This window comes from Nocardiopsis exhalans (assembly GCF_024134545.1).
In the GTDB taxonomy this organism is placed as follows: Bacteria; Actinomycetota; Actinomycetes; order Streptosporangiales; family Streptosporangiaceae; genus Nocardiopsis; species Nocardiopsis exhalans.
This window is the reverse complement of sequence record NZ_CP099837.1, coordinates 426346-450306: the sequence shown is the minus strand read 5'-3', so window position 1 is coordinate 450306 and position 23961 is coordinate 426346. Positions and strand designations below refer to the sequence as shown.

The 23961-nt window shown below is 67.5% G+C and carries 20 protein-coding genes, 1 tRNA gene and 3 pseudogenes; 13 read left to right on the top strand and 11 right to left on the bottom strand.

Annotated elements, in window-relative coordinates; genetic code table 11:
* Nucleotides 1-131: 131 nt before the first annotated feature.
* The 4 genes from NE857_RS01990 (at nucleotide 132) to NE857_RS01975 (ending at nucleotide 2944) form a co-directional block, all read left to right on the top strand.
* Nucleotides 132-2075: a site-specific integrase gene (locus NE857_RS01990; protein WP_254419521.1), complete on the top strand. Its 1944-nt coding sequence runs from the start codon at nucleotides 132-134 to the stop codon at nucleotides 2073-2075.
* Nucleotides 2072-2509 carry a hypothetical protein gene (locus NE857_RS01985; protein WP_254419520.1) on the top strand — a complete coding sequence of 146 codons (438 nt, stop codon included), beginning with the start codon at nucleotides 2072-2074 and terminating at the stop codon, nucleotides 2507-2509. The genes NE857_RS01990 and NE857_RS01985 overlap by 4 nt, the downstream gene beginning before the upstream one ends.
* Before the next feature lie 78 nt (nucleotides 2510-2587).
* Nucleotides 2588-2743 (top strand): hypothetical protein, encoded by a 156-nt coding sequence (locus NE857_RS01980; protein ID WP_254419519.1) that lies wholly within the window; start codon nucleotides 2588-2590, stop codon nucleotides 2741-2743.
* Nucleotides 2744-2857: 114 nt separating this feature from the next.
* Nucleotides 2858-2944: transfer RNA gene (locus NE857_RS01975), tRNA-Ser, on the top strand.
* Between the two features lie 739 nt (nucleotides 2945-3683).
* Here NE857_RS01975 and NE857_RS01970 read toward each other — a convergent pair.
* Entirely contained in the window at nucleotides 3684-4868 is a 1185-nt protein-coding gene (locus NE857_RS01970) for a tyrosine-type recombinase/integrase (protein WP_254419518.1), read from the bottom strand.
* A 689-nt stretch (nucleotides 4869-5557) separates the two neighbouring features.
* On the opposite strand from NE857_RS01970, the gene NE857_RS01965 reads away from it, so the two are divergent.
* Nucleotides 5558-6691, top strand: coding sequence for an ISAs1 family transposase (locus NE857_RS01965; RefSeq protein WP_221318711.1), 1134 nt, complete (start codon nucleotides 5558-5560; stop codon nucleotides 6689-6691).
* Nucleotides 6692-6950: 259 nt separating this feature from the next.
* Here the strand turns inward: NE857_RS01965 and NE857_RS34650 are convergent.
* Nucleotides 6951-7148 (bottom strand): annotated as a pseudogene (locus NE857_RS34650) (IS3 family transposase); the annotation flags it as partial.
* Nucleotides 7149-7471: 323 nt separating this feature from the next.
* Between NE857_RS34650 and NE857_RS01955 the strand changes: the two are divergent.
* Nucleotides 7472-8494, top strand: coding sequence for an L-threonylcarbamoyladenylate synthase (locus NE857_RS01955; protein WP_301184347.1), 1023 nt, complete (start codon nucleotides 7472-7474; stop codon nucleotides 8492-8494).
* Here the strand turns inward: NE857_RS01955 and NE857_RS01950 are convergent.
* From NE857_RS01950 to NE857_RS01925, 6 genes and pseudogenes are all read right to left on the bottom strand, one after another.
* A complete protein-coding gene (locus NE857_RS01950; protein ID WP_254419515.1) occupies nucleotides 8481-9869 on the bottom strand; it encodes a UDP-N-acetylmuramoyl-tripeptide--D-alanyl-D-alanine ligase in 1389 nt (462 codons plus the stop codon). The two genes, NE857_RS01955 and NE857_RS01950, sit on opposite strands and share 14 nt — an antisense overlap.
* Before the next feature lie 138 nt (nucleotides 9870-10007).
* Complete coding sequence (locus tag NE857_RS01945) at nucleotides 10008-10307, bottom strand: winged helix-turn-helix domain-containing protein (protein ID WP_254419514.1); 300 nt, start codon at nucleotides 10305-10307, stop codon at nucleotides 10008-10010.
* 79 nt (nucleotides 10308-10386) lie between these two features.
* Nucleotides 10387-10815, bottom strand: a complete 429-nt coding sequence (locus NE857_RS01940) for a TerC family protein (RefSeq protein ID WP_254419513.1) — start codon at nucleotides 10813-10815, stop codon at nucleotides 10387-10389.
* 178 nt (nucleotides 10816-10993) lie between these two features.
* Nucleotides 10994-11185 (bottom strand): annotated as a pseudogene (locus tag NE857_RS01935) (TerC family protein); the annotation flags it as partial.
* Between the two features lie 306 nt (nucleotides 11186-11491).
* A complete protein-coding gene (locus NE857_RS01930; protein WP_254419512.1) occupies nucleotides 11492-12364 on the bottom strand; it encodes a DUF6671 family protein in 873 nt (290 codons plus the stop codon).
* Entirely contained in the window at nucleotides 12361-12669 is a 309-nt protein-coding gene (locus NE857_RS01925) for a winged helix-turn-helix domain-containing protein (protein WP_254419511.1), read from the bottom strand. Before NE857_RS01925 ends, NE857_RS01930 begins: the two co-directional genes overlap by 4 nt.
* A gap of 117 nt (nucleotides 12670-12786) precedes the next feature.
* On the opposite strand from NE857_RS01925, the gene NE857_RS01920 reads away from it, so the two are divergent.
* Together NE857_RS01920 and NE857_RS01915 are read left to right on the top strand one after the other, a co-directional pair.
* The gene (locus NE857_RS01920; protein ID WP_254419510.1) at nucleotides 12787-12993 is read left to right on the top strand and encodes a hypothetical protein; all 207 of its coding nucleotides are present in this window, start codon (nucleotides 12787-12789) and stop codon (nucleotides 12991-12993) included.
* A 5-nt stretch (nucleotides 12994-12998) separates the two neighbouring features.
* Nucleotides 12999-14570 (top strand): proton-conducting transporter transmembrane domain-containing protein, encoded by a 1572-nt coding sequence (locus tag NE857_RS01915; RefSeq protein ID WP_254421838.1) that lies wholly within the window; start codon nucleotides 12999-13001, stop codon nucleotides 14568-14570.
* A 123-nt stretch (nucleotides 14571-14693) separates the two neighbouring features.
* Here NE857_RS01915 and NE857_RS01910 read toward each other — a convergent pair whose 3' ends face one another.
* Complete coding sequence (locus NE857_RS01910; RefSeq protein WP_254422180.1) at nucleotides 14694-14894, bottom strand: hypothetical protein; 201 nt, start codon at nucleotides 14892-14894, stop codon at nucleotides 14694-14696.
* On the opposite strand from NE857_RS01910, the pseudogene NE857_RS01905 reads away from it, so the two are divergent.
* The 4 genes and pseudogenes from NE857_RS01905 to NE857_RS01890 form a co-directional block, all read left to right on the top strand.
* A pseudogene (locus NE857_RS01905) lies at nucleotides 14809-15045 on the top strand (putative inorganic carbon transporter subunit DabA); the annotation flags it as partial. The gene NE857_RS01910 and the pseudogene NE857_RS01905 overlap by 86 nt on opposite strands.
* Nucleotides 15046-15158: 113 nt before the next feature.
* Entirely contained in the window at nucleotides 15159-17339 is a 2181-nt protein-coding gene (locus NE857_RS01900) for a DUF2309 domain-containing protein (RefSeq protein ID WP_254419509.1), read from the top strand.
* Nucleotides 17340-17387: 48 nt separating this feature from the next.
* The gene (locus NE857_RS01895) at nucleotides 17388-17909 is read left to right on the top strand and encodes a hypothetical protein (RefSeq protein ID WP_254419508.1); all 522 of its coding nucleotides are present in this window, start codon (nucleotides 17388-17390) and stop codon (nucleotides 17907-17909) included.
* A gap of 1016 nt (nucleotides 17910-18925) precedes the next feature.
* Nucleotides 18926-19864 (top strand): universal stress protein, encoded by a 939-nt coding sequence (locus NE857_RS01890; protein WP_254419507.1) that lies wholly within the window; start codon nucleotides 18926-18928, stop codon nucleotides 19862-19864.
* Between the two features lie 193 nt (nucleotides 19865-20057).
* Here NE857_RS01890 and NE857_RS01885 read toward each other — a convergent pair whose 3' ends face one another.
* Nucleotides 20058-21191: an ISAs1 family transposase gene (locus NE857_RS01885; protein ID WP_221318711.1), complete on the bottom strand. Its 1134-nt coding sequence runs from the start codon at nucleotides 21189-21191 to the stop codon at nucleotides 20058-20060.
* A gap of 687 nt (nucleotides 21192-21878) precedes the next feature.
* Here NE857_RS01885 and tnpC point away from each other — a divergent pair.
* The gene (gene tnpC, locus NE857_RS01880) at nucleotides 21879-23318 is read left to right on the top strand and encodes an IS66 family transposase (RefSeq protein ID WP_184360673.1); all 1440 of its coding nucleotides are present in this window, start codon (nucleotides 21879-21881) and stop codon (nucleotides 23316-23318) included.
* Nucleotides 23319-23325: 7 nt separating this feature from the next.
* Here the strand turns inward: tnpC and NE857_RS01875 are convergent, their stop codons facing one another.
* A complete protein-coding gene (locus NE857_RS01875; protein WP_254419506.1) occupies nucleotides 23326-23778 on the bottom strand; it encodes a DUF2637 domain-containing protein in 453 nt (150 codons plus the stop codon).
* Between the last annotated feature and the right edge of the window lie 183 nt (nucleotides 23779-23961).

Genomic DNA, 23961 nt, shown 5'->3' with positions numbered 1-23961 from the left:
GCATCTGGCCCACCGCTGACACCGCCGTGCTGCGCTGTCAGAATCTGCATCACACCACGTCCGGGACTGCTCTGTCGCGGTTTGGCGATGATGTCTGGGACCTGAAGCCCGCAGTTCCGGACTCCCACACGATGCTCGGCGACTTGCGCTGGCACAAGCTGGACACACCAGAGCCCCTGGTCGAGCAGCTCAAACAGTTTGCCTTCGCCATGCTCGATAAGCCCGTCCCGGCCAGCTTGCTGGGCGCATCCGCCGGAGATCTGGCCGCAGTCAGCACGGTGAGCATCCGTATCCGGGACCTGGTGGTGTTCGTCAACTGGATGGCTAGCCGCGACCAGCACCGCTTCGGCGACATCACCACCGAGGATCTTGAGGCGTACCTCGGCCATGTCAGGGAACTGCCCCGGTCCTTGCCGCGCCAGGCCGCGCTGCTGCAGGCCGTCCGCACACTCTGGGGCTTCGCGCCACTGATGCCTCCGCACGCCCGACTGGACCCAGGCGGGCCGCCCTGGAACGGTGAGTTGCCGAACCGCCTCATCGGAGCGGTGGTCTCCAACCGCACCAACCGCACACCTCGGATCGCACCAGCCACCATGGAGCCGCTACTGGCCTGGGCGTTGCGCATGGTCGAGGACATCGGTCCGGACATCCAACAAGCATGGGCTGCGTTCGTCCGCTTCCGCTCCGGGGCTCAGCCGTTCCACGTCGGCCTGGACGGCATGGACACCGATCAGCGCATCACTGCCTTCATCGACGAAGCCCAGCGCGATGGGCTGAGCCTGCCGGGACGGATCGACGCCAGCGAACTGAAGATCAATTGGGAGGCGTTCAGCAGGATGCTCGGCCTGCGCCGCTCCATCAGTAACCCGCATCACAGGGCCCGCGTCCAGCAGGCCGGCCTGCCGATCGGCGGAGACGTGGGACTCGCGACCATCGCCGGGCAGATCAACGGCCGCCCCTGGCGAGAGCGACCGATCGGCACCCTGGAGATCCGCAGGTTCGTCAGGCTGCTGACAGCCGCCTGTTTCGTGGTCGTCTGCTATCTATCGGGAGCTCGCCCCGGAGAGGTCCTCAACCTGCGTCGGGGCTGCCGGGGAACCGACCCGGCCACTGGAGAGCTACAGATCAGCGGCCGCCGGGGCAAAGGCCGTGGCCGTTCCGCAGCCGAACAGCAGACGAGAACCTGGACCGTGGTCGAGCCGGTCCACGCCGCGATCGCCGTGCTGGAGACACTGACCGACGGCGACCTGCTGTTCCCGGCCAGCCCCGGTCGTGCTGGCAAGCCCAGCAGGCCCAGCGACCGCTACGCACGAGGCACCGACTCGATCAACCGCGACATCGAGGACCTCATCACCTGGGTCAACAACACCCTCAGCCCCGACGGCACCGCCCTGATCCCCGAGGACCCCACCCGGCACATCCACGCCGCGCGCTTCCGACGGACCCTGGCCTACTTCATCGTCCGGCGACACCGCGGACTGATCGCCGCCGCACTGCAATACGGACATGTCAGCACGAAGGTCACCTTGAGCTACAGCGGCATGGCGGACACCGGTTGGCTCGACGATTTGACCTTGGAACGCTTGGAGATGGTGATGGACCAGCTCGACACGGACTGGAGCACTCTCCAGGCTGGTGAATCGGTTAGCGGCCCGTCGGCCACCGACTACCGGATGCGTGTCACCGCATCCGTCCGGTTCGCCGGACGCGTGGTCAACACCCCGCGGGGAGCACGTCGGCTGCTGGCCCAGGCCGACCCGAACATCCACCACGGGGCGGGCATGACCTGCGTCTGGCGCAAGGAAACCGCTCTTTGCCGAAAGAGCAAGTTGGAGGCCGGGCTGCCCGCGGAAGACGTGCCCGATGAGTCCGAATGCCGCTCCGCCTGCCAGAACCTCGCCTACACCGACCGCGACATCTCTGAGCTGAGCCAACGCCTGGACCAGTTGGAGAACGGCGCCGACGACGAGCTGGTGCCCCGGCCGATACGGAACCGACTGACCGCGCAAGCCGAGGGACTCAAGCAGATCATCCAACGTCACCGCCAGGCCACAGCCCAGGAGCAGCCCCGATGAGCCGCCCCGCACGAAACCGCACCGACGAAGCCGCCGCCATCCAAGCCGGCGCAGACCGCCTCTTGTCCGGAACCCCACTGCGCTCAACCAGCGGCAAACTGACCGTCACCGAGCTCATCATCGAGTCGGCACTGCGCCGCGACGTCGTCTACGAGCACGGCAACCTCATTGACGAGTTCAAGGCCCGTATCAAGGCCCAGCACACAACACCCTCGGCGATGCAGGACCTCGCCGACCGCTACGCAAAGGCACAGGAAGACCTCGCCATCGCGACCCAAGCACTTGCCGAGGAACGCCAACGCAACTCGGTCCTGCGGCTGGCGATCGCGGAACTCTCGATCGAGCTGGAACAAGCCCGCCAAGAGATCGCCGGGACCAGCACCATCAACCGCTTGCCGGTCGGCAGGCACTACACGTCCACACCAAAGGGGTGACCGATGACACAGCAAACCCGACACTCATCAATCCGACAGACAACTTGCCTAGAGAAGCACCGCCTGGCCTCGGTGCGGATGGCCGACCACATCGTGGTGCTCGACCAGGGCCGGGTGACCGCCCAGGGCAGCCACGCCGAGCTGATGTCCGAGGGCGGCCTCTACCGGGAACTGTGGGAACTCCAGGCCAGCGCCTACCGGACCCCGTCCGTCCCGAGGCCGCGCACGCCCTGACCCACCGGGACCCGCCGGAACCCACTCGGGGAGGGGTCGCCGACCAGGGCCCCTCCCGGGGTGGGGGATTCGTTTTGCGCAGGACCTCCGCGCTCTGTAGTCTGGTCGCAGCCAGGAGGATTCGCCTAGAGGCCTATGGCGCCGCACTGCTAATGCGGTTGGGGGGCAACCCCCTCATGGGTTCAAATCCCATATCCTCCGCGCTCTGACCTGGGGCTTCTCGCATCATGAGAGTGCGAGAAGCCCTGGGTCTCCTTCATGTTCAGGGGGTGGTTGGCACAGGATCCGTGCCAGCCAAGGACTCCAGCCACCCACGCCCTGCCCTCCTGGCCACTGACCTGCGAGGATGACTCTGCAGGCAGCTTGAGGCCGAGAGGCGCCGCCAAAGGCGTGCGGTAGCGTTCAGCCCTCCAGGGCCTCGATCTGGGCCAATTCCGAGCCAAACCCGGACGTCTTTGTGCCAAGTGAGAGTGGCCTGGGCCATATAAAAGCAACGAACGCCGGTCGTCACTGTACGTGACGACTCTTGGGGTTTCGAACATCCGATCGCATGATGAGGGATTACCCTGACCGTCGACCGAGGCGGCCTGCCCCTTGCAGGCGCTTCAGGGGAAGAAACCGCAGGTCATCCAGGCCATTCAACTTCTGGACGCAGGCAACACCCACTCGTTCCTGGCGTAGGTATCAGCGCCGCGGGCCATCGATGCGCAGCGGCAGAGGGCATGACGAAGAGTACCTGCGCCCATCCTGCGCAGGCGTAGAGTCGCCGGCCGCGTGGCCCGAGTGGAGACGTCGAAGCGGCTGGGCCAGCACTGATACAGGTCAGAGGCACCATCGCTGGTTGGGCAGGCACCTCAGCTGCACCATTGGTTTGTTCTCCAAGGCCGGACGAGGTGAGCTTTCAGCCTCTCAGTGAGGCGCCCTTCGAGGCCTGGGAGCGTCAAGCCGTTCGGCGAGGAATAACTCCTGTCACCGCTTCAGCAGCCACCTGATCGTGCTTGGGCATCACGTGGACGTAGGTATCGGCGGTGTACTTGTAGTTCCGGTGCCCGAGCATTTCCGAGATCACCTTCATATCCGTTCCGGCAGCCAGGGAAAGGCTCGCCGCGCAGTGCCGAAGGTCGTGGATTCTAACTGGCGGCAATCCCGCCTCTTGAGCCAGTTCTCCTAGCTTCTTCCAGAGCTGTTGGCGAGTGATCTTCTTTCCATCCTTGTGAGTGAACACATGACCCGCGTCCCCCCAATGCTTTCCGAACATTTCACGCTCGCGCTTTTGGGATTGCCGCCATTTCTTCAGTAGCTCGACGTTCGCTTTGCCCAGACTGATGGTGCGCTGACTGCGCGGGGTTTTTGTTCCGTGGATGGCGACCTTTCCCGAGTCTTCCAGGGTCATGTCGTTCCATTTGAGGTTGAGAATCTCCTGGCATCGAGGGCCACGGGTCAAAGCTAGATGAAACAGGGAGATGTCGCGGTCCTCTGTTTTTTCAATCTGGTCGAGGAAACGTCCCGCTTGTTCCTCGGTCCAGGACATAACAGCGGAAGGTTTTTCTCCAGTACGGCGCCAGAATTCGATGTTCTCCGGGGTCCATACCAGTGCGCGTCGGTAGGGCAGCCGCGGCAGGGACACGTACTGGGCGGGGTTGTGGTTGAGGAGTCCGGCCTTGCAGGCATGGGTCAGAGCAGATCTGATGACCGCGTGCACCTTGTGGATGCGCCCTGGGCTGGATGGTGTCCAGACCGCTTTGACCGAGGTCTTTCCCCGCGCCGCCTGAAGGCGCCGCCTGAGCTTGCGCTCGTAGGGGTCCAGCTCGGCGTTGGGCTTGGTACCCATGGCCGCGTACAAGCGGTTGAGGTGCTGGCAGGTGAGGTCAGTGAGTTTGATGTTCCCGATGGCTGGTGCGATGAACAGGCGCCAGACGGTCTCGTAATCGTTGTAGGTACTGACCGTCCAGCCGGGTTTGCGGAGCTCCAGCCATCCCTGAACGTGCTCGGAGACGTTCTGGTAGGGCACATGGGGTACCAGCCCGATCCTGGTCCGGGCGATGGCGGCTGTGACCGCTGCTCGAGCCTGTCTTTGGGTGTCGAAGGGGCCCAGCCGGCCCTGGCAGCGCTCTCCCTTTTCCATGGGCTGGCTATAGCGTGCGTACCACTTGCCGTGTGCGGGGTTGGCCCACTTGGGGCACTTGCCCTGCCGGTAGGGACGCTTTGTGTCGGGGTTCCTGCACCAGCAGAGACGGTTGACGCTACCGCGCACTTGGTGTCCTCCGTTTTCATGTGTGGCCGTTGGGTTGACGCTTCGGTGGCCGATTATGACAGACACGGTATGTGAGGGACGCGCTCTACGGCGAGGGCACTCGATACCCCCTCGCGTGCTCTCCCTCGGGGCGTTGGGCTCTCGGCCGTGGGAGCTGGGGCGTCTGTCTTCTCCGAGGGTCGATCCCCAAGGTTGAGGATGTCATCCGAGAAGTTACACTCACCGTGCGAGTGCATTTCAGGCGAATTGCAACAAAGAGGACTGCTATTGAAGTTATCAAAGAGGGATGTTGCATCGCTTGAATAGGGGGAATAACAGGCACTGTCACATCACTCCCCCTTGCTGGAGGTCGCACCATCAACGGGAGCTTCTTTCGAACGTGTTTTTGTCGGAACCCGCAGACGAAGAAGCCCTACCGGAGAGGGGCAGGGCTCCGGCAAAGTCGGGTTGTAGGGATGTGACCTGCGTCTTCGTAGGGCGAACAAGCAGAAGCGGGCGTGTCCGACCCGGTTGGATGGAAGTTCTTCACGCTTTCGCCCAACCGAGGAACACGCCCGCGAATGTCATCGTCTCACCCCGGCGAGCTCATCGTCGAGCCCGTCTCCCGCCAGGATCACCTGATCCAGGTCCTTCAAGGTGTGCCCGACCCACGCAAACCCCGCGGACGACGCCACACCCTGGCCGCGCTGATCGCCGTGGCCGTCTGCGCGACCCTGGCCGGAGCCAAAGGGTTCACCGCGATCGGCCAGTGGGCCGCCGAGACCACCACCCACACCCTCACCGCCCTGGGCATGCTCCGGGGAGCCGCCGACGAGGCGACCTTTCGCCGCACCTTCGCCCGCTTGGACGCCGACCTGCTCGATCAGGTGCTGGGCGCTTGGGCCGCCACCCGCCTGATGGTGGTCAACGGGCTGCGGGTCATCTCCTTGGACGGCAAGACCCTGCGCGGTGCCCGTACCGGAACCGAACGGGCACCGCACCTGGTCGCCGCCTTGTGCGGCACCACCACCCTGGGCCAGGTCGCGGTGGACGCCAAAAGCAACGAGATTCCCGCCGTGCGGGACCTGCTCGGCCTCCTGGACATCGACGGAGCGGTCGTCACCCTTGACGCGATGCACACCCAGACCGACACCGCTACCACCATCCGGACCGGGGGCGCCCACTACGTCTTCACAGTCAAGGCCAACAACAAAAACCTGTACGCCCAGCTCAAGAAGGTGCCGTGGAAGCACGTGCCCGTACACACCACACGCGATACCGGGCACGGCCGCAAAGAGACCCGCACCATCAAGACCGCCCAGGTCCCGGCATGGGTCACCTTCGAAGGCGCCGCTCAGATCGCCCAGCTACGCCGCACCACCTGGCGCAAGAAGTCCAAGGGCTCACCCAAACGCAAGAGCGTGGAGGTCGTCTACCTGATCACCTCGGCCGACCACCGCGTTGCTCCTGCGTTGGTGCTGTCCGGGTGGGTGCGCCAGCACTGGGGGATCGAGAACAAGCTCCATCACGTGCGGGATGTGACCTACGACGAGGACCGCTCCCAAGTGCGCACGGGCAGCGCTCCCCAGGTCATGGCGACCCTGCGCAACACCGCGATCGGACTGCTGCGAGCAGCCGGGTTCGACAACATCGCCCAGGCCAACCGTCACATGATCCGCGACGAGGCTCGCCCACTCAGACTCCTACAGACCTGACTTTGCCGGAGCCCTGCGGAGAGGGGAGTGCCCAAAATTCAAACGGCCCGGGCACGCACAGTGGTACGGGCGCTACAACGCGCCCAGCACAGACGGTAAGCGCAACCAACCCAGGGTGGGGCCCTTCCGCACCCGCGCCGAGGCCGAGGCGGCGGTCCGAGCCGAGATCCTGCGCACCAGTCTGGGCGGCCTCCCCTGCGCCTACAAAGTCACCGTGGCCGAGTACTTCCAGGACTGGCTGGTCTGTTTCGTACCGGGTTTATTGGAGGCTCGGAACCAACGCTTCGCCTTCTGTTGAACCCGACAGGTGCCGGTAAAAGCCGTCCTCGAACTCCGCCGGCGGGACCAGACCGATCTCGCCGTGCAACCGGCGGTGGTTGAACCAGTCCACGTACTCGGCCACCGCGATCTCCACCTCGTCCAGATTCCTCCAGGGCCCGCGATTGCGGACCAACTCTGCCTTGAACGCGGCCAGTGCCGCTTGGGCCCAGTCGGGACCGGTGGGGCGTTCGCGGGGGTCCAGGTCCGCGTCGGCGGCCTGGGCGAGCAGGGCTGCGGACAGAGGAGCACGGTGGCCCAAGCGACGGGCGTCGACGGCGGCGGTGAGCAGAGCGTGTTCGACAGCGGTGAAGGTGTGACCGGGATCTTGGTCGACGCTGCAGCGCCCAGCGAGGATAGGCTGAGATCGCTACTCCCCGGGAGAGCCGACGGCATACAGCACGGTAACTGATCACGCTGAATATCGGTGTGTCAGATTGTTGTTACGAGGGGTGAACGGAGATTTCGGATCAACCAGAACTCGTACTCGACCGCATCGAGTGCGCCGCTCGCACCTTGGGTGCGGGCGGTCTGGTCGCGTTCCCCACCGAGACCGTGTACGGGCTCGGCGCCGATGCCGAGAATGTCGGCGCCGTGGAGCGTGTCTTCACGGTGAAGGGGCGGCCGACGACGCATCCGCTGATCGTGCACCTCGGCGGCGCACATCAGCTCGCTGAGTGGGCGGCCGACGTCCCCGACACCGCGCACCTGATCGCCGAACGCTTCTGGCCGGGCCCGTTGACGCTGGTGCTTCGGCGGGCGGACCGTGTTCCCCGTGTGGTCACCGGTGGCCTCGACACCATCGCGCTGCGGGTGCCGGACCATCCGGTCGCCCTGCGGATGCTGACGGCTTTCGGCGGCGGGGTGGCGGCGCCCTCGGCCAACCGCTTCGGCGAGGTCAGCCCTACGACGACCCGTCATGTCCATGAGGGACTGGGCGCGGACGTCGACTATGTGCTCGACGGTGGCCCGTGCTCGGTCGGCGTCGAGTCCGCCATCGTCGATCTCACGGGTGAGCCGGCGATCCTGCGCCCCGGTGGTGTGAGTAGAGAGGATCTCGAGCACGTACTGGGCCGTGCCGTGTCGGTGCGGGCCAAGAGCGCTGTCCGGGTTCCGGGCCAGTTCCCGTCGCACTACGCGCCGCAGGCCCGGGTCCTCCTGGTCGAGCCGGACCGGGTCCCCGACGAAGCCGAACTGCTGGTGGCGCAAGGGCGTCGGGTCGGTGTCCTTCTTCCTCCCGAGTTCGCGGGTGATGCCGTGTCGTCTTCCGCGCAGCATGTGATCGCGGTACCGGACTCGGCCGCACAGTACGCGCAGCGGCTTTATGGGTTCCTCCATGACTTCGACCGGCATGGATGCGAGGTCGTCGTGGCATCGCTTCCCGCCCTGGAGGGGATCGGATCGGCGATCGCGGATCGGCTCGGCCGGGCGGCCGGGCCCCGCGACCGGGCGAGTCGTGGCTCCGGCCGGTTCAGCGGTCGTTGAGGGCGGCGACGAGGTCTTCGAGGCGGGCGGCCCGGGAGGCCTTGATCAAGACGAGGTCGCCGGGGTGAAGGCCGCGGTGGAGGGCGTCGTGGGCCTGCCGTGCGTCACGGACGGAGACGATGTCGAGGTGGGCGCATGCGGCGCGGGCGGCGTCGGCGATCAGGGCGGCGTGGTCATCGCCGACCACGACCAGGAGGTCGAGAGCGGCCTGTGCGGCGAGCACGCCCAGGTGGCAATGGGCTTGGGCGGCGTGCTCTCCGAGTTCGGCCATCTCTCCCAGGACCGCGATGCGGCGACGCGCGGTCATCGAGGTCAGTGCGATGAGAGCGGCCGACATCGAGTCCGGATTCGCGTTGTAGGCGTCGTGGACGAGGGTAATACCGTCATTCCGGATGATGGTCTGCATACGTCCGGCGGATCCGGGCCGTGCTTCGGTCAGAGCTTGGGCGATCGTCGCGGTGTCCAGGCCCAGGCCATGGGCGGTCGCCGCGACGGCGAGTGCGTTGCCGATGTGGTGTCGGCCGGTGAGCGAGAGCATGACGGGCGCGGTGCCCTCGGGGGTGCGCAGGGTGAATTCCGCGCGACCGTCCGGGGTGAGGCGCACGTCGCGGGCGTGCACGCGCGTCGGATCGGGGTGGTGGCTCCACCACATGGGGCGGGCACGGGTTCGGTCCGCCATGGCTGAGACGAGCGGATCGTCGGCGTTGAGGACGGCGAGGCCGCCGTGGTCGGCGTCGGGGAGTCCGGTGACCAGTTCGTTCTTGGCCGCGGCGATCCCGGCCTGTCCGTCGGGGTACTGGCCGATGTGGGCGGTGCCGACGTTGAGCACCAGGCCTACATGGGGCGTGACCAGGTCGCACAGGTAGCCGAGGTGCCCGCGGCCCCGGGCGCCCATCTCCAGGACGAGGTAGCGCGTGTCGGGGGTGGCGCGCAGGACCGTGAGGGGGAATCCGAGTTCGTTGTTGTACGAACCGTCGGTGGCGGTGACGGGTCCGTGGTGCGCCAGCACCTGGGCGGCGAGATCCTTGGTGCTGGTCTTTCCGTTCGATCCGGTGATGCCGATGACGGTCGCCGACAGCTGGCCCGCCACGTGGCGGGCCAGCGTGCCGAGCGCGACGGTGACATCGGCGACCTGGACGGCCGGGGCGGCCACCGGCCGTGAGGCGAGCACCAGCGCCGCGCCCGCGGCGATGGCGGCCTGGGCGTGGTCGTGCCCGTCGGTGTGCCGACCGGGGATCGCGGCGAACAGGCCGCCGGGGTCGACCCGGCGTGAGTCGATGCTCGCGGGTGCCGTGACCCGTAGGAGGGGGTCGGTGCCGGCGGTCAGGCGACCTCCGGTCGCCTCGGCGACGGCGGCTGCGGTCAGAGGTATCACGTGGTCGGACTCCTGCCCGCGCAGCCTCCTGCCCCGTCGCCGTCGCCGTCGTCGGCGAGGGTCAGGCGCGTGGCCCGCTGTTCGGCGTGTCCGTGGGCCGCGCGACGCGCGGGTCCGTACGAGGGTGGACGGTGGCGGTCACGCCACCTGGTCAGGGTCGATGCGGGTGCCGATGAGCACGGCCACGAGTTCTCCGATGGCGGTGTCGCGGTCCATCGGATGGCGCAGTGGCAACTCCGCGTGCATCCGGTACCGGTTGCGGCGCCCTTCGCGCTCTCGTTCCAGGTATCCGGCTTCGACGAGGTCCGCCACGATGCGCTGCGCGGCCCGTTCTGTGATGCCCACCTGTTCGGCGACATCGCGCAACCGGGCCTGGGGGTCCCGTACCACGCACAGCAGTACGTGGGCGTGGTTGGTGAGAAACGTCCACTCCTGCATACCATGACCTTACCCCACCTCCCTGTCGTGCGTATCGCGTCTTTCGGCACGCGTATTTCATGTCGTCCAATTGCCCGGCTCACGGCTCTTCGGTGGTGTCCTCGCGCCCGGCCTCGGCGTCGTGCGCGCGAAGTGAGCCCGCGTGGGCCTTGGCCGTAGGGTCGCGGCGGGTCTTGGCCAGGCTCGCCACAGTGACCACGACCAGGATCACGATGATCACCGCCAGGCTCGCCAGCGTCGGGATCTCCGGGACCCGTTCGTCCAGGTCCACGTGGGCCCAGTGCAGAAGCAGTTTCGCGCCGATGAACAGCAGGATGAGCGCCAGCCCGGTCGAGAGGTACACCAGCCGGTCGAGCAAGCCCTTCACCAGGAAGAACAGTGCGCGCAGCCCGAGCAGGGCGAACGCGTTCGCGGTGAACACGATGTAGGGCTCCTGGGTGATCCCGAAGATCGCCGGGATCGAGTCCACGGCGAACAGCAGGTCGACGGTGCCGATTGCGATCAGCACGATGAGCATCGGCGTGACCACGCGGCGGCCATCGACCCCGGGTGAAGATCCTGCCACCGACGAACCCGTCGGTGACCGGCAGGACCCGCCGGGCCAGACGCACCACGGCGTTGTCATCGATCTCGGGGTCCTCGTTGCGGTGCCGGAACAACTGGATCGCCGTGTAGATCAACAGCAGGCCGAACACGAGGAACATGAAGGAGAACAGTGCCAACAGCGCGGCTCCGAGTGCGATGAACACCGCCCGCATGGCCAGGGCGAGCACGATGCCGAACGTCAGCACCTTGTGCTGATGCTCGACCGGTACCGCGAAGGTCGTGATGATGATGACGAAGACGAAGAGGTTGTCGACGGACAGGCTCTTCTCCACCAGGTAGCCGACGAAGTACTCGGTGCCGAGCTCGCCGCCGTGAGCCAGGGTGAACCACACGCCGAAGATCAGGGCCACCGCGATGTAGAAGACCGACCACGCGGTCGCCTCCCGGAACCCGACGCGGTGCGGCTTCAGCGCGGCGATGGTCAGGTCTGCGGCGAGCAGGGCCACGATGACGGCGATCGTGACGATCCAAGTGGTAAGGCCGATGTCGAGCACGTCAGTCCTTTCGTCTTGGGGTCTGGTCTGCGCCGGTGGGCCCTACCGACGGTCGCGTCGGTGATGTCGGACCGCGGGGTTCGATCACGGATTGCACCCGTCGCAGAACGTGGGGTCGGTGCTGACCCGACCGTCGTCTCTGGGGTGGCTGCTGCGATGAGGACACCGCTGGCATCCGTGGATGACGGCGAGGGTCTGTGATGTGGGCTCAGAGCAACTGTCGCACGGAAGGCCGGGTTCTCGGTCGACCTGGCCGTATCCGGGGGTGCCGCAGGCGGGGCACAGCGTGGCGAGGCGGTCGGTGAGCCGGTCGGCGAGCAGTCCGATCTCGCGCATGCGCGTGGGATTGAGGTGGGCGCGCATGTCGGTCTCCAGCCGGGCCAGGCCGTCGGCCGACCGTAGGGCGCACTCGTCGATCGCGGCGGCCAGTTCGGCGCGGGTCCGGATGCCCTTACTGATAGGGCGGGGGTCCTGCGGATCGATCGGGGTGTGGGGGCGCACGATCATCGCGTGGGCGCCGAAACCGGTTCGGCCCAAGAACGCCTCGATGGTCTCATCGAGGCGTCGGGCGGTGGTGTGGGCGAAGTTCGTGAGGCCCAGGCGGCGCTCCACGATGCACAGGTCCCGGGTGGTGTCGAGGAAGGCGAGGATCTCGTCGCCGGCACTGAGCATCGGAGCCATGGGATGCGGACCGAAGGAGCCTTCGCTGGCCACGGCGAGACCGAGGCCGGTCGACCGTAGACCGAGGCGTGCCTTGCGCACGGCGGTCACGGACGGCGATGCCGCGCGTGGGACCTCACCGGTGAAAGTGCCCAGCTCGTCGGTGTCGACGTCGTCGGCGAGGATCAGGCGCAGACCCGGGATCCGGGCCAAGGCCGGGCCCAGGACCTTGTCCTTGGCGTGTCTGGTGGCCAGTGCGACGCGTGCGTCCGCGTAGGGGTGGGCGGTGGTGGTCACAGGGCCTCGTCAGGGCCGTTGCGGGTGCCGATGAGCACGGTCAGGAGTTCTCCGATGGGGGTGTCGCGGTCCATCGGATGGCGCAGTGGCAACTCCGCGTGCATCCGGTACCGGTTGCGGCGCCCTTCGCGCTCTCGTTCCAGGTATCCGGCTTCGACGAGGTCCGCCACGATGCGCTGTGCGGCCCGTTCTGTGATGCCGACCTGCTCGGCGACATCCCGCAAGCGGGCCTGGGGATCCCGCACCACGCACAGCAGTACGTGGGCGTGGTTGGTGAGAAACGTCCACTCCTGCATATCCACCATGGCACCCCGTGGCAGGTGACTGATAGCACGATCCTCATTGCACGCTATTGATGTCGTACGATTCATGTCGTGTATATTAACACGCGTCATCAATGTCGTGCTTTGGAGGCGGGTGTCATGGGTGGCGTCGAGATGGCGCGTGTGCCGACCGGTGGTGAGCCGACGGCCGACGAGGCTTCGCGGGGCCGTATTTCCCGGTGGTCCCCGTCACCGGACGCGGCGATCAACACCGGCTCGCCGGGCTCCATCGCCACCGACGTCACCGCGACCCCGGTCTCGGGTCGCGCCGCGACGGGCGCTGAGACGGAAGGTGCGGCCGCGTGACGGGGATGCTGCTGCTGGCCCTGGTAGCCCTTCCCGCCGTCGCGGCGATGACCGGATCGATCCGGAGCCTGCGACCCCTGGCACCCGCGCTGGGCGCGGGCGCGGCACTGTCGACGACCGCACTGGCCGGGGCTCTGGCCGTGACGGTGGCCCTCGGCGGACCGGTGGCGATGGTGTTGGCCGCTCCGGACGGGCACGTCTGGACCGGGTTGGCGGCCGACCGCCTCGAGGCGATCGTGCTGTTGCTAGTGTGCGCGATCAGCGCGGTGGTCCAGGTGTTCGCCCTGCGCTACCTGCGCGGCGACCCGGCCGCGGCCGCGTTCGCCATCACGGCCGGGGCGCTGACCGCCGCGACCGCGGCGATGGTGGCCGCGGTCACGCTGGTCACCCTGGCGGTGGCGTGGTCGCTGACCGGTGCCGCCCTGTGGCGACTCGTGGGAATGTACCGACCCGCCCCTTCGGCCATCGACGCCTCCCACCGCACCGCGCGTGTGGTCATCATCGGAGACGTCGCATTGTGGTCCGGGGTGGTTCTCGCGGTCGCCGCCTGGGGCGATCTCGACCTGCGCGACCAGAACGACATAGCCTTCGGCAGCGCGGTGGGCACGGCGGTGGCCTGCTCGCTGGTGATCGCCGCGGCCGCACGGTGTGCGCAGTTGCCTTGGCACCGGTGGCTGTCGGCGACTTTGGCGGCGCCGACCCCGGTCTCGGCGCTGCTGCACGCCGGCGTGGTCAACGCGGGCGGGGTGCTCCTGGTGAAGCTGTCGCCGATCTTCGGTGCAGTCCCGGCGGCGACACACCTGGCGTTCGCCATCGGCGCCGTCAGCGCTGTGGCCGCCACGGCGATCATGCTGACCCGCCCCGACGTCAAGGGCTCGCTGGTGCACTCCACGATCGGGCAGATGGGGTTCATGCTCATGACCTGCGCGCTCGGCCTCTACGCGGCGGCGGTAGTGCACCTGTTGGCGCACGGACTGTTCAAAGCCGCCTTGTTCCTGGGCTCGGGGTCGGCGGTGCAGCGCTACACCCAGCGCATCCTGGCTCCGCCCGCGCCCCGGTGGACCCCCGCGCGTGCGGTGCAGGTGGCCGTCCTCGCCGGAGCCGTCGCGGTTGCGGCCGTGGCCGTCGCGATCTGGTGGCTGCCCCCGCACACCGGAGGCGCGGCGCTACTGATCTTCGCCGCGGCCACCGCCGCACGGCTGGCGTGGGGATGGCTGCGGCGCCACCCGACCGTGGGGGCGCTGGCCACCGTGGTGGTCGTGCTGCCGGGTGCGGTGATCGGCTACCTGGGCGTGGTGGCCGCGGTCACGGAGTTCCTGGCCCCGAGCATGCCCGTCGCCGCCACCGCCGCAGTTCCGGCCTGGTTGCCGGCGATCGTGGTGGCGGTGCCGGTGGTCGGAGCGCTGTTGGTCCACCGGGCACACGCACTCGGTCTCGGCCGCTGGCGCGACCGCCTCTACGTGTTGGCGTTGTCCGCCGGACAGCAGCGCACGCACACCACTCCGGGTCTCCCGTCACGTGCGGTGCCCGCACCGCACCCACGGCCGGTGCCCCTTCCCGAGGGGGCCGGGGCGTGATCGGCCGGGCCCGGACCCTCGACGGGACCGCCGGACGGCTTCCGGCGCTCTGACCGGAGCCACCCGGGTCTCCCGGAAGCGCGGCCCCAGGGCTTCACGCCGTCGCGCGTCCCGCCACCGTCATCACAGCAGTGAGGAGTCGCAACCCATGACCATCGGACCCATCACCAAGGCCGCTCCCGAGCCCGCCGCCTCGGCAGCCGCCGTGCGTGCCGTGATCGCCGACGCCGCCGCGTTCTTGGCGCCGACCTGGCCGCTCGCCGACTTCATCGCGGTCAACCCGCTGTCCGGCCTGGTGGACCGCCCCTTCGCGGACGCGGCCATCACCGCCGCGGACCTGCTCGGAGCGCGGGTTACCCCGGACGAGAGCTGGCTGCGGGCGGCCTGGCGGCACGGGCGGATCACCGACGACGACGTGCGTGCCGCGTTGATCCGCCGCCACCCCGAGGTGCTGCGATGCCGACCGCTCACCCTCGGCTGCCGGCCCTACGACCCGGTCGAACTCCTGTCGGCCGATCTGCACCAGGGCATCACCAACCCCCGCCGATCCGCCAGGCACGCACAGCGACTGAAGCGCTGGCCCCGGACATGGCCGCCCTCCTCGACACCCACACGATCCAGTGGTGTTCGGCTTATTTGGACGAGGGCCAGTCCACCTGGCGGATGCCCGGCCGCGACCGAGGCTTCTACCATGCGTGGCGGGCTCTGGCCGTACACGACACGGCCCTGCCGCGGCGCGTGCGCACACGTCTTCGGGACCTGCCCGAACGGGCCGAGCAGGCCGTTGCGGAGGCTCTGGCCGCCCTCGGTGTCCCGGACGACCAGTGCACCCGCTATCTCCAGGCCCATCTGGCATGCCTTCCCGGATTCGCCGCCCACATCCGCTGGCGGGGCGAACTGCAGGGCAGTGGTATCGACCTGGTCGCCTACCTCGCCCTGCGGTTGACCACCGAAGCCGCCGCGCTCACCGAGACCCATACCCGCGGTACGGCGTGGAACTCGGCCTCCGCCGACCTGCTCGACACCAGGCAGGCCACCACCGAACCCGAAGATCGGGCCCGCCACCTACTGGAGGCCCTGAAGATCACCGACACCGACGCGGCACAGCGCACCGAATTGGCGCGGTTCCTCGACCGACTCCCGGTGGAACAACGGACCCTCGTCTGGCTGGACGCCTACGAAGACCACTACCGGAGCCGACTGCTGCGCACCCTGAGCCGCTCGGAGCCCGAGTGGACCGACGCCCCTCCGCGGGCACAGGTGGTGTGCTGCATCGATCCCCGTTCCGAGGGACTGCGCCGCCACCTGGAAGCGCTCGGCGACTACCAGACCCTGGGCTTCGCCGGATTCTTCGCCGTCGCCATGCGCTACCGCGACCTCGCCGGAGGAACCGCTCGCGCCCAGTGCCCGGGCCCGATCACGCCCCGGCACACCGTCACCGAACGCCCCAGCGAGGGCCGACAGCGCGCGGCCGAACGGTCGCTGACCGGTCGCCGGGTACTCGCCGCGGCCGACCACTCCCTCCACGCCGCCAAGGACGACCTGGTGGCACCGTTCGTGCTCGCCGAATCGGCCGGTTGGCTCCTGGGCCCGTTGGCCGCGGCCAAGACCTTCACTCCCGGTGCCGTCGGCGCCGCCCGCGCGTGGTGGACGCGCCGCATCACCGCCGACCCTGCGACCGAGATCTCCCTCGAGGACGCCTTCACCCCCGAGGAGCGCACCGCGACCGCCGAAGGCATCCTCACGCTGATGGGTTTGACCCAGGGGTTCGCACGCCTGGTCGTGCTCTGCGGGCACCGTGCCCACACCGACAACAACCCCTACCAGGCCGCACTGGACTGCGGTGCATGCGGGGGGCACCCCGGCGGCCCCAACGCCCGCGCCGCCGCCGCCCTGCTCAACGATCCACAGGTCCGCCGACACCTCGCCGAACGCGGCATCGGCATTCCCGACGACACCCGGTTCGTTCCGGCCGAACACGACACCACCACCGACACCGTGCGCCTGTTGGACACCCACCTCCTGCCCGACACCCACCGCCGGGACGTCGACCGGCTCACCGCCGATCTTCGCACGGCCGGCGCACACCTGGCCGCCGAGCGCTGCGCCACCCTACCGGGCGCACCTTCCCGGCCCCGCCCCCGGCAGGCGGCGCGCCACACCCGCACGCGCGCCCGCGACTGGGCCCAGGTCTTCCCCGAATGGGGTCTGGCCGACAACGCGGCCTTCCTCATCGCACCCCGCGCCCTCACCCGGGGGATCGACCTGCACGGCCGTCTGTTCCTCCACGACTACGACCCCGACCTCGACCCGGCCGGCACCGTCCTGGAGACCATCCTCACGGCGCCGCTCGTCGTCGCGCACTGGATCAACAGCCAGTACTACTTCGCCGCCACCGATCCCCAGGCCTTCGGCGCCGGCAGCAAGGCCCTCCACAACGTCGTCGGCGGTGGCCTCGGTGTCATGACCGGTCACACCGGCGACCTTCGGTCCGGCCTGCCCTGGCAGTCCCTCACCGACGGCCACCACACCAGGCACGAACCGCAACGCCTGCTCGCCATCGTGCAGGCACCCTTGCAGCGGTTGGACACCCTCATTGCGCGTCACACCGTGCTGCGTCACATGTTCGACCACGACTGGGTCGGTCTCGCCGCACGCGAGCGCCCCGATCAACCCTGGCTCCGCTACACCTCCACCGGTTGGCGGCCCTGGCTTCCGGCCACGGCCACCCCCGAGGGCGGCCGTCCGTCCGCACCGCTGAGCACATGACGACCGGCACGTGCAGCGCCACTTCACTCCAGGGAAGGGAAGTACCCGATGAACATGCTCCTGTTGGTTCGAAGCGTGGACGACGTCAGGTCCGCGGTCGAGAACGTGAGCGACTATCTGGTCAACCATCGACGGCAGTTCGGGGATGAACCGGGATCGAACCGGCTGCTCGGACTGTGGATCCGCCCCGAGCTCGAAGCCGGGCTGCCCGTGCTGCTCCCTGGCGCCGCTGACGTCACGCCCTCTCAACCGCCCTCCGAAGCGGTGGGGATCGAGAGGTCGTTCTCGCTGGCGGGCATCTGGACCCTGTGCTGGACGGACGGACCCGCCCTGCGGGAAACACAGGGCCCGTTCGAGATGCGGAACCGGATCCTCGATGCCCTGGTGGAGGACGCAGCGCCCGAATCGGCCGTTCCGGAGGCGTTCGTTCCCGTCTTCGCCGAGGACGACGCCGTCGAGACGAGCATGGCGGCGCTACGGGCCCGGCATCCGCGGCTGATCGCCGAGCACTGGTACGTCGATGACCGAGAACGAGGAATCGTCGGGCAGCTGAAGACCACGGAAGGATGATCGCCCTTCCGGGCACCGCATCACCCAGCGCATCAGGGCAGGCGACCGGGGTGCCCGGCCCGGTCATCGATCACGAGTCGAGGTGTCTTGTGCCGGGTCTGGTGAAGGGAAGGGTGTATGTCGGGATCGCCTCCCGTCACTCCCGGGAACCGGTCAGCTTTGAAGGGGCACTCGGGTGCGGCCGGCGCTGTGCCACCGGAGGCGGCGCAGCGGGCGGCTGAACGTACAGCGTCCCTGGGGTGGCGCAACTCGAGAAGGTCCGTTGGCGTGAGCGAAGGATCGGTCCCGCCTCGGTCCCACACTGGACCCCATCAGCGCGAGGTCTCCTCTGAGATGAGGCGATGTACTCATCCTGAACTGGGGTTTTGTTGAGCACCCGACAGGATTCGGACCTGCGGCCATCGGATTAGAAGGCTTGCCCTCGTTCGGAGCAGGTGCTTTCTCGCAAAGGTGGGCCTGTCCGAGCGATGGTGTTGGATGTCAGTGTGGCTGAGTTCAAGGATGGTTTTCAGCGACGCACCGGGGTCGTTTGCACTACCGGAGGGCCGCTGAAAAATCTGACTTGGATCGATGAGTCGTACTTGCTGTGGCCAGGGACTTTACCGTTGGTCCTCATCGCCCCTGTGAGGGGTAGCAACATCAGCGTGGGTCACCGCTGCCCTGGGGCGTTACCGTCCTCATCGCCCCTGTGAGGGGTAGCAACCCGGGGGAGCGGGAGGACACCCGCTGCATCCCCGAGGTCCTCATCGCGGCACGCTGGTTCGCCTCCGACCGTGAGACGGGTCTGCTCTTATCGCGGGCTTGCGCGGGGGCTGCTCGCCGCGCAGCTGGGATGGAGCCTGGACCCGACCTGCCGCCCGGGTGATCCATCCCCCAGCTTGTCTCATCCCACGAGCCGCCTCGTGGGAGGCGAGCACCAGCGGCGTACAACCTGTACATGGCATGTTTGCCCAGGTGGCTGCACGGAAGACCAGGAGTAGGGCACGGACTACGGCGTCTTCACGAAGGAGCCGGGCATGGTCGACGACGCGCCAGCCTCACCGAAGGTGCTGGTGGGAGTCGATGGCTCTTCCACAGCACAGGAGGCGCTGTCCTGGGCGGCGGCGGAAGCCGGTCGGCGAAACGTGCCGCTGGTCGTGGTGTACGCCCTGTCGATGCCGCTGGCGCGACGGCGCAACACCGGGGTGTTCCGCCTGCTCCCTTCCGACATGGCGGTCGAGTACGCCGAGTACGTGCTCGCGCACGCGGCCGAACACCTGCGTTCCCAGCGCTTCGCCGGGCCGGTGAAGACGCGTCTGGCTCTGGAGAAGCCCGCTTTGGCCCTGCTACGGCGGTCCGGGCCTGAGGACGTGATCGTTGTCGGTTCACGCGGCCTGGGTGCGTTGGGCACGGCTGTGCTGGGATCGGTGGGCGTCCGGCTGGCCGCTCAGGCCACCTGCCCCGTGGTCGTGGTCCACGACACCCACAGCCCTGGTATCGAGCCGAGACGGATCGTGGTGGGAGTGGACGGCTCCGAGTGCTCTCGACGGGCACTGGTCTTCGCCCTGGAACAGGGGGCCAGGGCCGCGGACGCCTCCCTGGTCGTGGTGAACAGCACGGAGACCCCTACTCCGTTCGCCGCCCAGCCCCTGGTCGCCTTGAGCGGATACCCGCCGGACAGGTGGCCCGAACGCCTGTCGAAGGACCTGGTCACGGACATGATCGCGCAGGCCGGGGAAGGCACCGTGCACAACGTCGACATCACCGTGACCTGTACACGGGAGGACCCGGCACACGCGCTCCTGGCCGAGAGCGCCGAAGCCGACCTGGTGGTTGTCGGGTCCCGCGGCCGGGGCGGCGTGCGCGGCCTCTTCCTGGGATCGGTGAGCCAGAGCGTGCTCCACCAGGCCCGCGTTCCCGTCGCCATCGTTCCCCACCACAGCGCCCATGCGGTGGGCACAGTCGGCCGAGGCTGAGGACCGGCCGGAAGCCGAACGATCCGTCCGTGCACCGGTCGGGCCTGACCCCTTCGAGTGCTAGCGGATCTCTTCGGCAGGAAGCCCGTCCGAACTCGGCGCGCACCCGGGAGTGTTTCCGCCGGCCGGGCTGTGGGAGGCTCTGGTGTCACGGCCCGCACGACGGCGGCCCAGGACCAGGGCTCCGGCAAAGTCAGGTCTGTAGGAGTCTGAGTGGGCGAGCCTCGTCGCGGATCATGTGACGGTTGGCCTGGGCGATGTTGTCGAACCCGGCTGCTCGCAGCAGTCCGATCGCGGTGTTGCGCAGGGTCGCCATGACCTGGGGAGCGCTGCCCGTGCGCACTTGGGAGCGGTCCTCGTCGTAGGTCACATCCCGCACGTGATGGAGCTTGTTCTCGATCCCCCAGTGCTGGCGCACCCACCCGGACAGCACCAACGCAGGAGCAACGCGGTGGTCGGCCGAGGTGATCAGGTAGACGACCTCCACGCTCTTGCGTTTGGGTGAGCCCTTGGACTTCTTGCGCCAGGTGGTGCGGCGTAGCTGGGCGATCTGAGCGGCGCCTTCGAAGGTGACCCATGCCGGGACCTGGGCGGTCTTGATGGTGCGGGTCTCTTTGCGGCCGTGCCCGGTATCGCGTGTGGTGTGTACGGGCACGTGCTTCCACGGCACCTTCTTGAGCTGGGCGTACAGGTTTTTGTTGTTGGCCTTGACTGTGAAGACGTAGTGGGCGCCCCCGGTCCGGATGGTGGTAGCGGTGTCGGTCTGGGTGTGCATCGCGTCAAGGGTGACGACCGCTCCGTCGATGTCCAGGAGGCCGAGCAGGTCCCGCACGGCGGGAATCTCGTTGCTTTTGGCGTCCACCGCGACCTGGCCCAGGGTGGTGGTGCCGCACAAGGCGGCGACCAGGTGCGGTGCCCGTTCGGTTCCGGTACGGGCACCGCGCAGGGTCTTGCCGTCCAAGGAGATGACCCGCAGCCCGTTGACCACCATCAGGCGGGTGGCGGCCCAAGCGCCCAGCACCTGATCGAGCAGGTCGGCGTCCAAGCGGGCGAAGGTGCGGCGAAAGGTCGCCTCGTCGGCGGCTCCCCGGAGCATGCCCAGGGCGGTGAGGGTGTGGGTGGTGGTCTCGGCGGCCCACTGGCCGATCGCGGTGAACCCTTTGGCTCCGGCCAGGGTCGCGCAGACGGCCACGGCGATCAGCGCGGCCAGGGTGTGGCGTCGTCCGCGGGGTTTGCGTGGGTCGGGCACACCTTGAAGGACCTGGATCAGGTGATCCTGGCGGGAGACGGGCTCGACGATGAGCTCGCCGGGGTGAGACGATGACATTCGCGGGCGTGTTCCTCGGTTGGGCGAAAGCGTGAAGAACTTCCATCCAACCGGGTCGGACACGCCCGCTTCTGCTTGTTCGCCCTACGAAGACGCAGGTCACATCCCTACAACCCGACTTTGCCGGAGCCCTGCCTCCACCACGGACGTACCAAACTGGCCCAAGGGGTGTGCAACAGCCACAGACCCCCGTACCGCAATCAACCTCGATCGCTCCAGGCAAACAGGTACGTGTACCAGCACGTACCAAACTGGTCCACGCACCGAACAGCTCACACTGAACTGACGACTGGGTGGACTGCTGCCCTTGCCAGCCTCTTATCGTCTCAGAAGCCTTCCTGATCACCTGATCTTTCAATAATGGATCTTGGCCAGCGTCTGGTCTTCCCGTATCTCTCAGCTAGCTTGCGCTCTGAGAGTGGACTTCCGATACGCACGCTCTCCCTGTAGGCACTCATTGATTCCTGGTCGATTCCCACACTCTCTTTGGGTTGCACCGACCCCGATTTCCCATCGTACGCACTAACCAAATGAGTATCTCGTAACACCCCACTAGGGCGATCGCTGGCCATGCGGCCACAAGTGAACCGACAATCTCATGCTGCCACCCATGTGACTGTTCAGGTCTCTCGGGCGGGTTGATCGGTTTGCCTGCGCGGCACGCGCCTAGCCTGTAACGATGAGCCCGTGACCTCCTCCGACCAGCCCGCGCCCTCCTACGAGGAGCTCGCCGCGCTGGTCGTTGAGCAGGCAGCCACGATCACCCAACTCCGCGCTGATCTGTCCCAAGCCAACGAGCGCATCGCCGAGCTTCAAGCCCGACTGGACAGCGACTCCACGAACTCCTCCAAGCCTTCCTCCACGGACCCCTTCGTCAAGCCGAAGCCGAAGTCCCAGCGCCGCCGCACCGGCCGCAAACCCGGCGGGCAACCCGGCCACCCAGGCCAAACGCGCGCCCAAACCCCGGACCCCGACCACGTGCTGGAACACCACCCCCACACCTGCGGTGGGTGCGGAGGAGACCTGGCCGGATCCGAGCAGACCGGGCTGGTGCGCCGCCAGGTCGTGGACCTGCCCCCCATCAAACCCACGGTGACCGAGCACCAGATGATCGAGCACACCTGCGCCTGCGGGGAGCGCACCCGAGCCAGCGCCCCCGAGGGGATCAACGCTCCGGTCCAGTTCGGAGCGAACGTGCGCGCGATGATCTGCTACCTGTACCTGGGCCAGTTCCTGTCCGCCAAGCGCACCGCCCAAGCCCTGTCGGACCTGGTGGGATGCCCCGTGTCGGCGGGCACAGTCGTGGACACCGCACGCCGGGCCGCCACCGCGTTGGAGGCCTTCACTCGCGCCGCCACCGAGGAGATCGCTTCCGCCCAGGTGGCGCACTTCGACGAGACCTCGCTGCGGGTGGGCGGGGGCCTGGTGTGGGTGCATTCGGCCTCCACCGGCAAGTGGAGCCTGCTGAGCGCCCACCCCAAACGCGGCACCGTGGGGATGGACGCCGCCGGGGTCCTGCCCGCCTTCGCTGGGTTGGCGGTCCATGACGCCTGGGCCCCCTATGACACCTATAAGGGTGTGGCCGCTCATGTGTTGTGCAACGCCCACCTGCTGCGCGAGTTGCAAGCGGTCCAGGACGCGGCTGGGGAGGGGGTGTGGTGCTGGGCCGGGCAGGCCGCTGACGCGCTGCGTCAGATGAAGCGCCTGGTCGATGCGCACCTGGCCACGGTCTCCTCGCTGGAGGGAATCGACACCGTGCGTTTGGACGGGCTGGGTCACCAGTGGCGCAGCGCGGTGGCCATCGGCCTGGCCCAGACTTCGGGCCGGGAGTCCAAGCTGGTGGCCAAGTTCCACGCGTTGGCCAGGCGGATGCGCGACCGGGAAGCGGATTACCTGCGGTTCACGGTCGATGAGCGGGCCCCGTTCGACAACAACGCGGCCGAGCGCGAGGTGCGGATGGTCAAGGTCCGCCAGAAGGTCTCGGGGTGCTTACGGTCCCTGGCCGGGGCCGAGTGGTTCTGCGCGGTGCGCTCCTATATCGCGACCGCCGCCAAGCACGGTATTGGCATGTTCGACGCCCTGGTCCACCTGGCCCAGGGCGAGTGCTGGATGCCCGAAACAGCTTGAGTCTTCTTCAGGACACCTGAACAGTCACCCACCCATAAGCAATGTTCGCGGCTAGAGTCGCTATTATTTTCAACCACAATAACATCCAAGCCAAGGGAGGATATTTCACCCCCACCCCGGCTGAGTGCAGAACCACCATCGACGCTGTATAAACCAGACCATCAATCGTCAAGGGGATAATGATCGCGGTAGCGCTGCTCTCCCCGTCGTCCGTGAACACCGCGTATGCGTGCCGACAGGAGACGATCGCAGCGATGACAGCCACTCCGCAGACTACGATCTTGGTGGTTCCGCAGATCAATAGTTCGGTTCTTGGCTCTTCCTTGGACTCGCCTTCTTCAGACAGGATCCACCCCGCTTCACTCTGTCTTCGACAGAAGAAGGGGCCTGGGACCGAAGCTTGTGACAGGCAGTCAGGTAAAACTTCATCTTGCTTCCTCAGTGAGCCATGAGCAACCATGCACTCTGCACGCACCCGAGGCGAAGAACGACCCCGGAGCGCTGCTCTTGAGTCCACCTGGAGCTCCGCTCAAAGAGGAAGACACTGCGTTCAGTGACAGAGGCAGCTTGTGATAGCTTCGTTTAGCTGGTACAAACAAAGCTTGATCCCACTGGCAGAACCCTGGCACTTTCCCGGCACAAA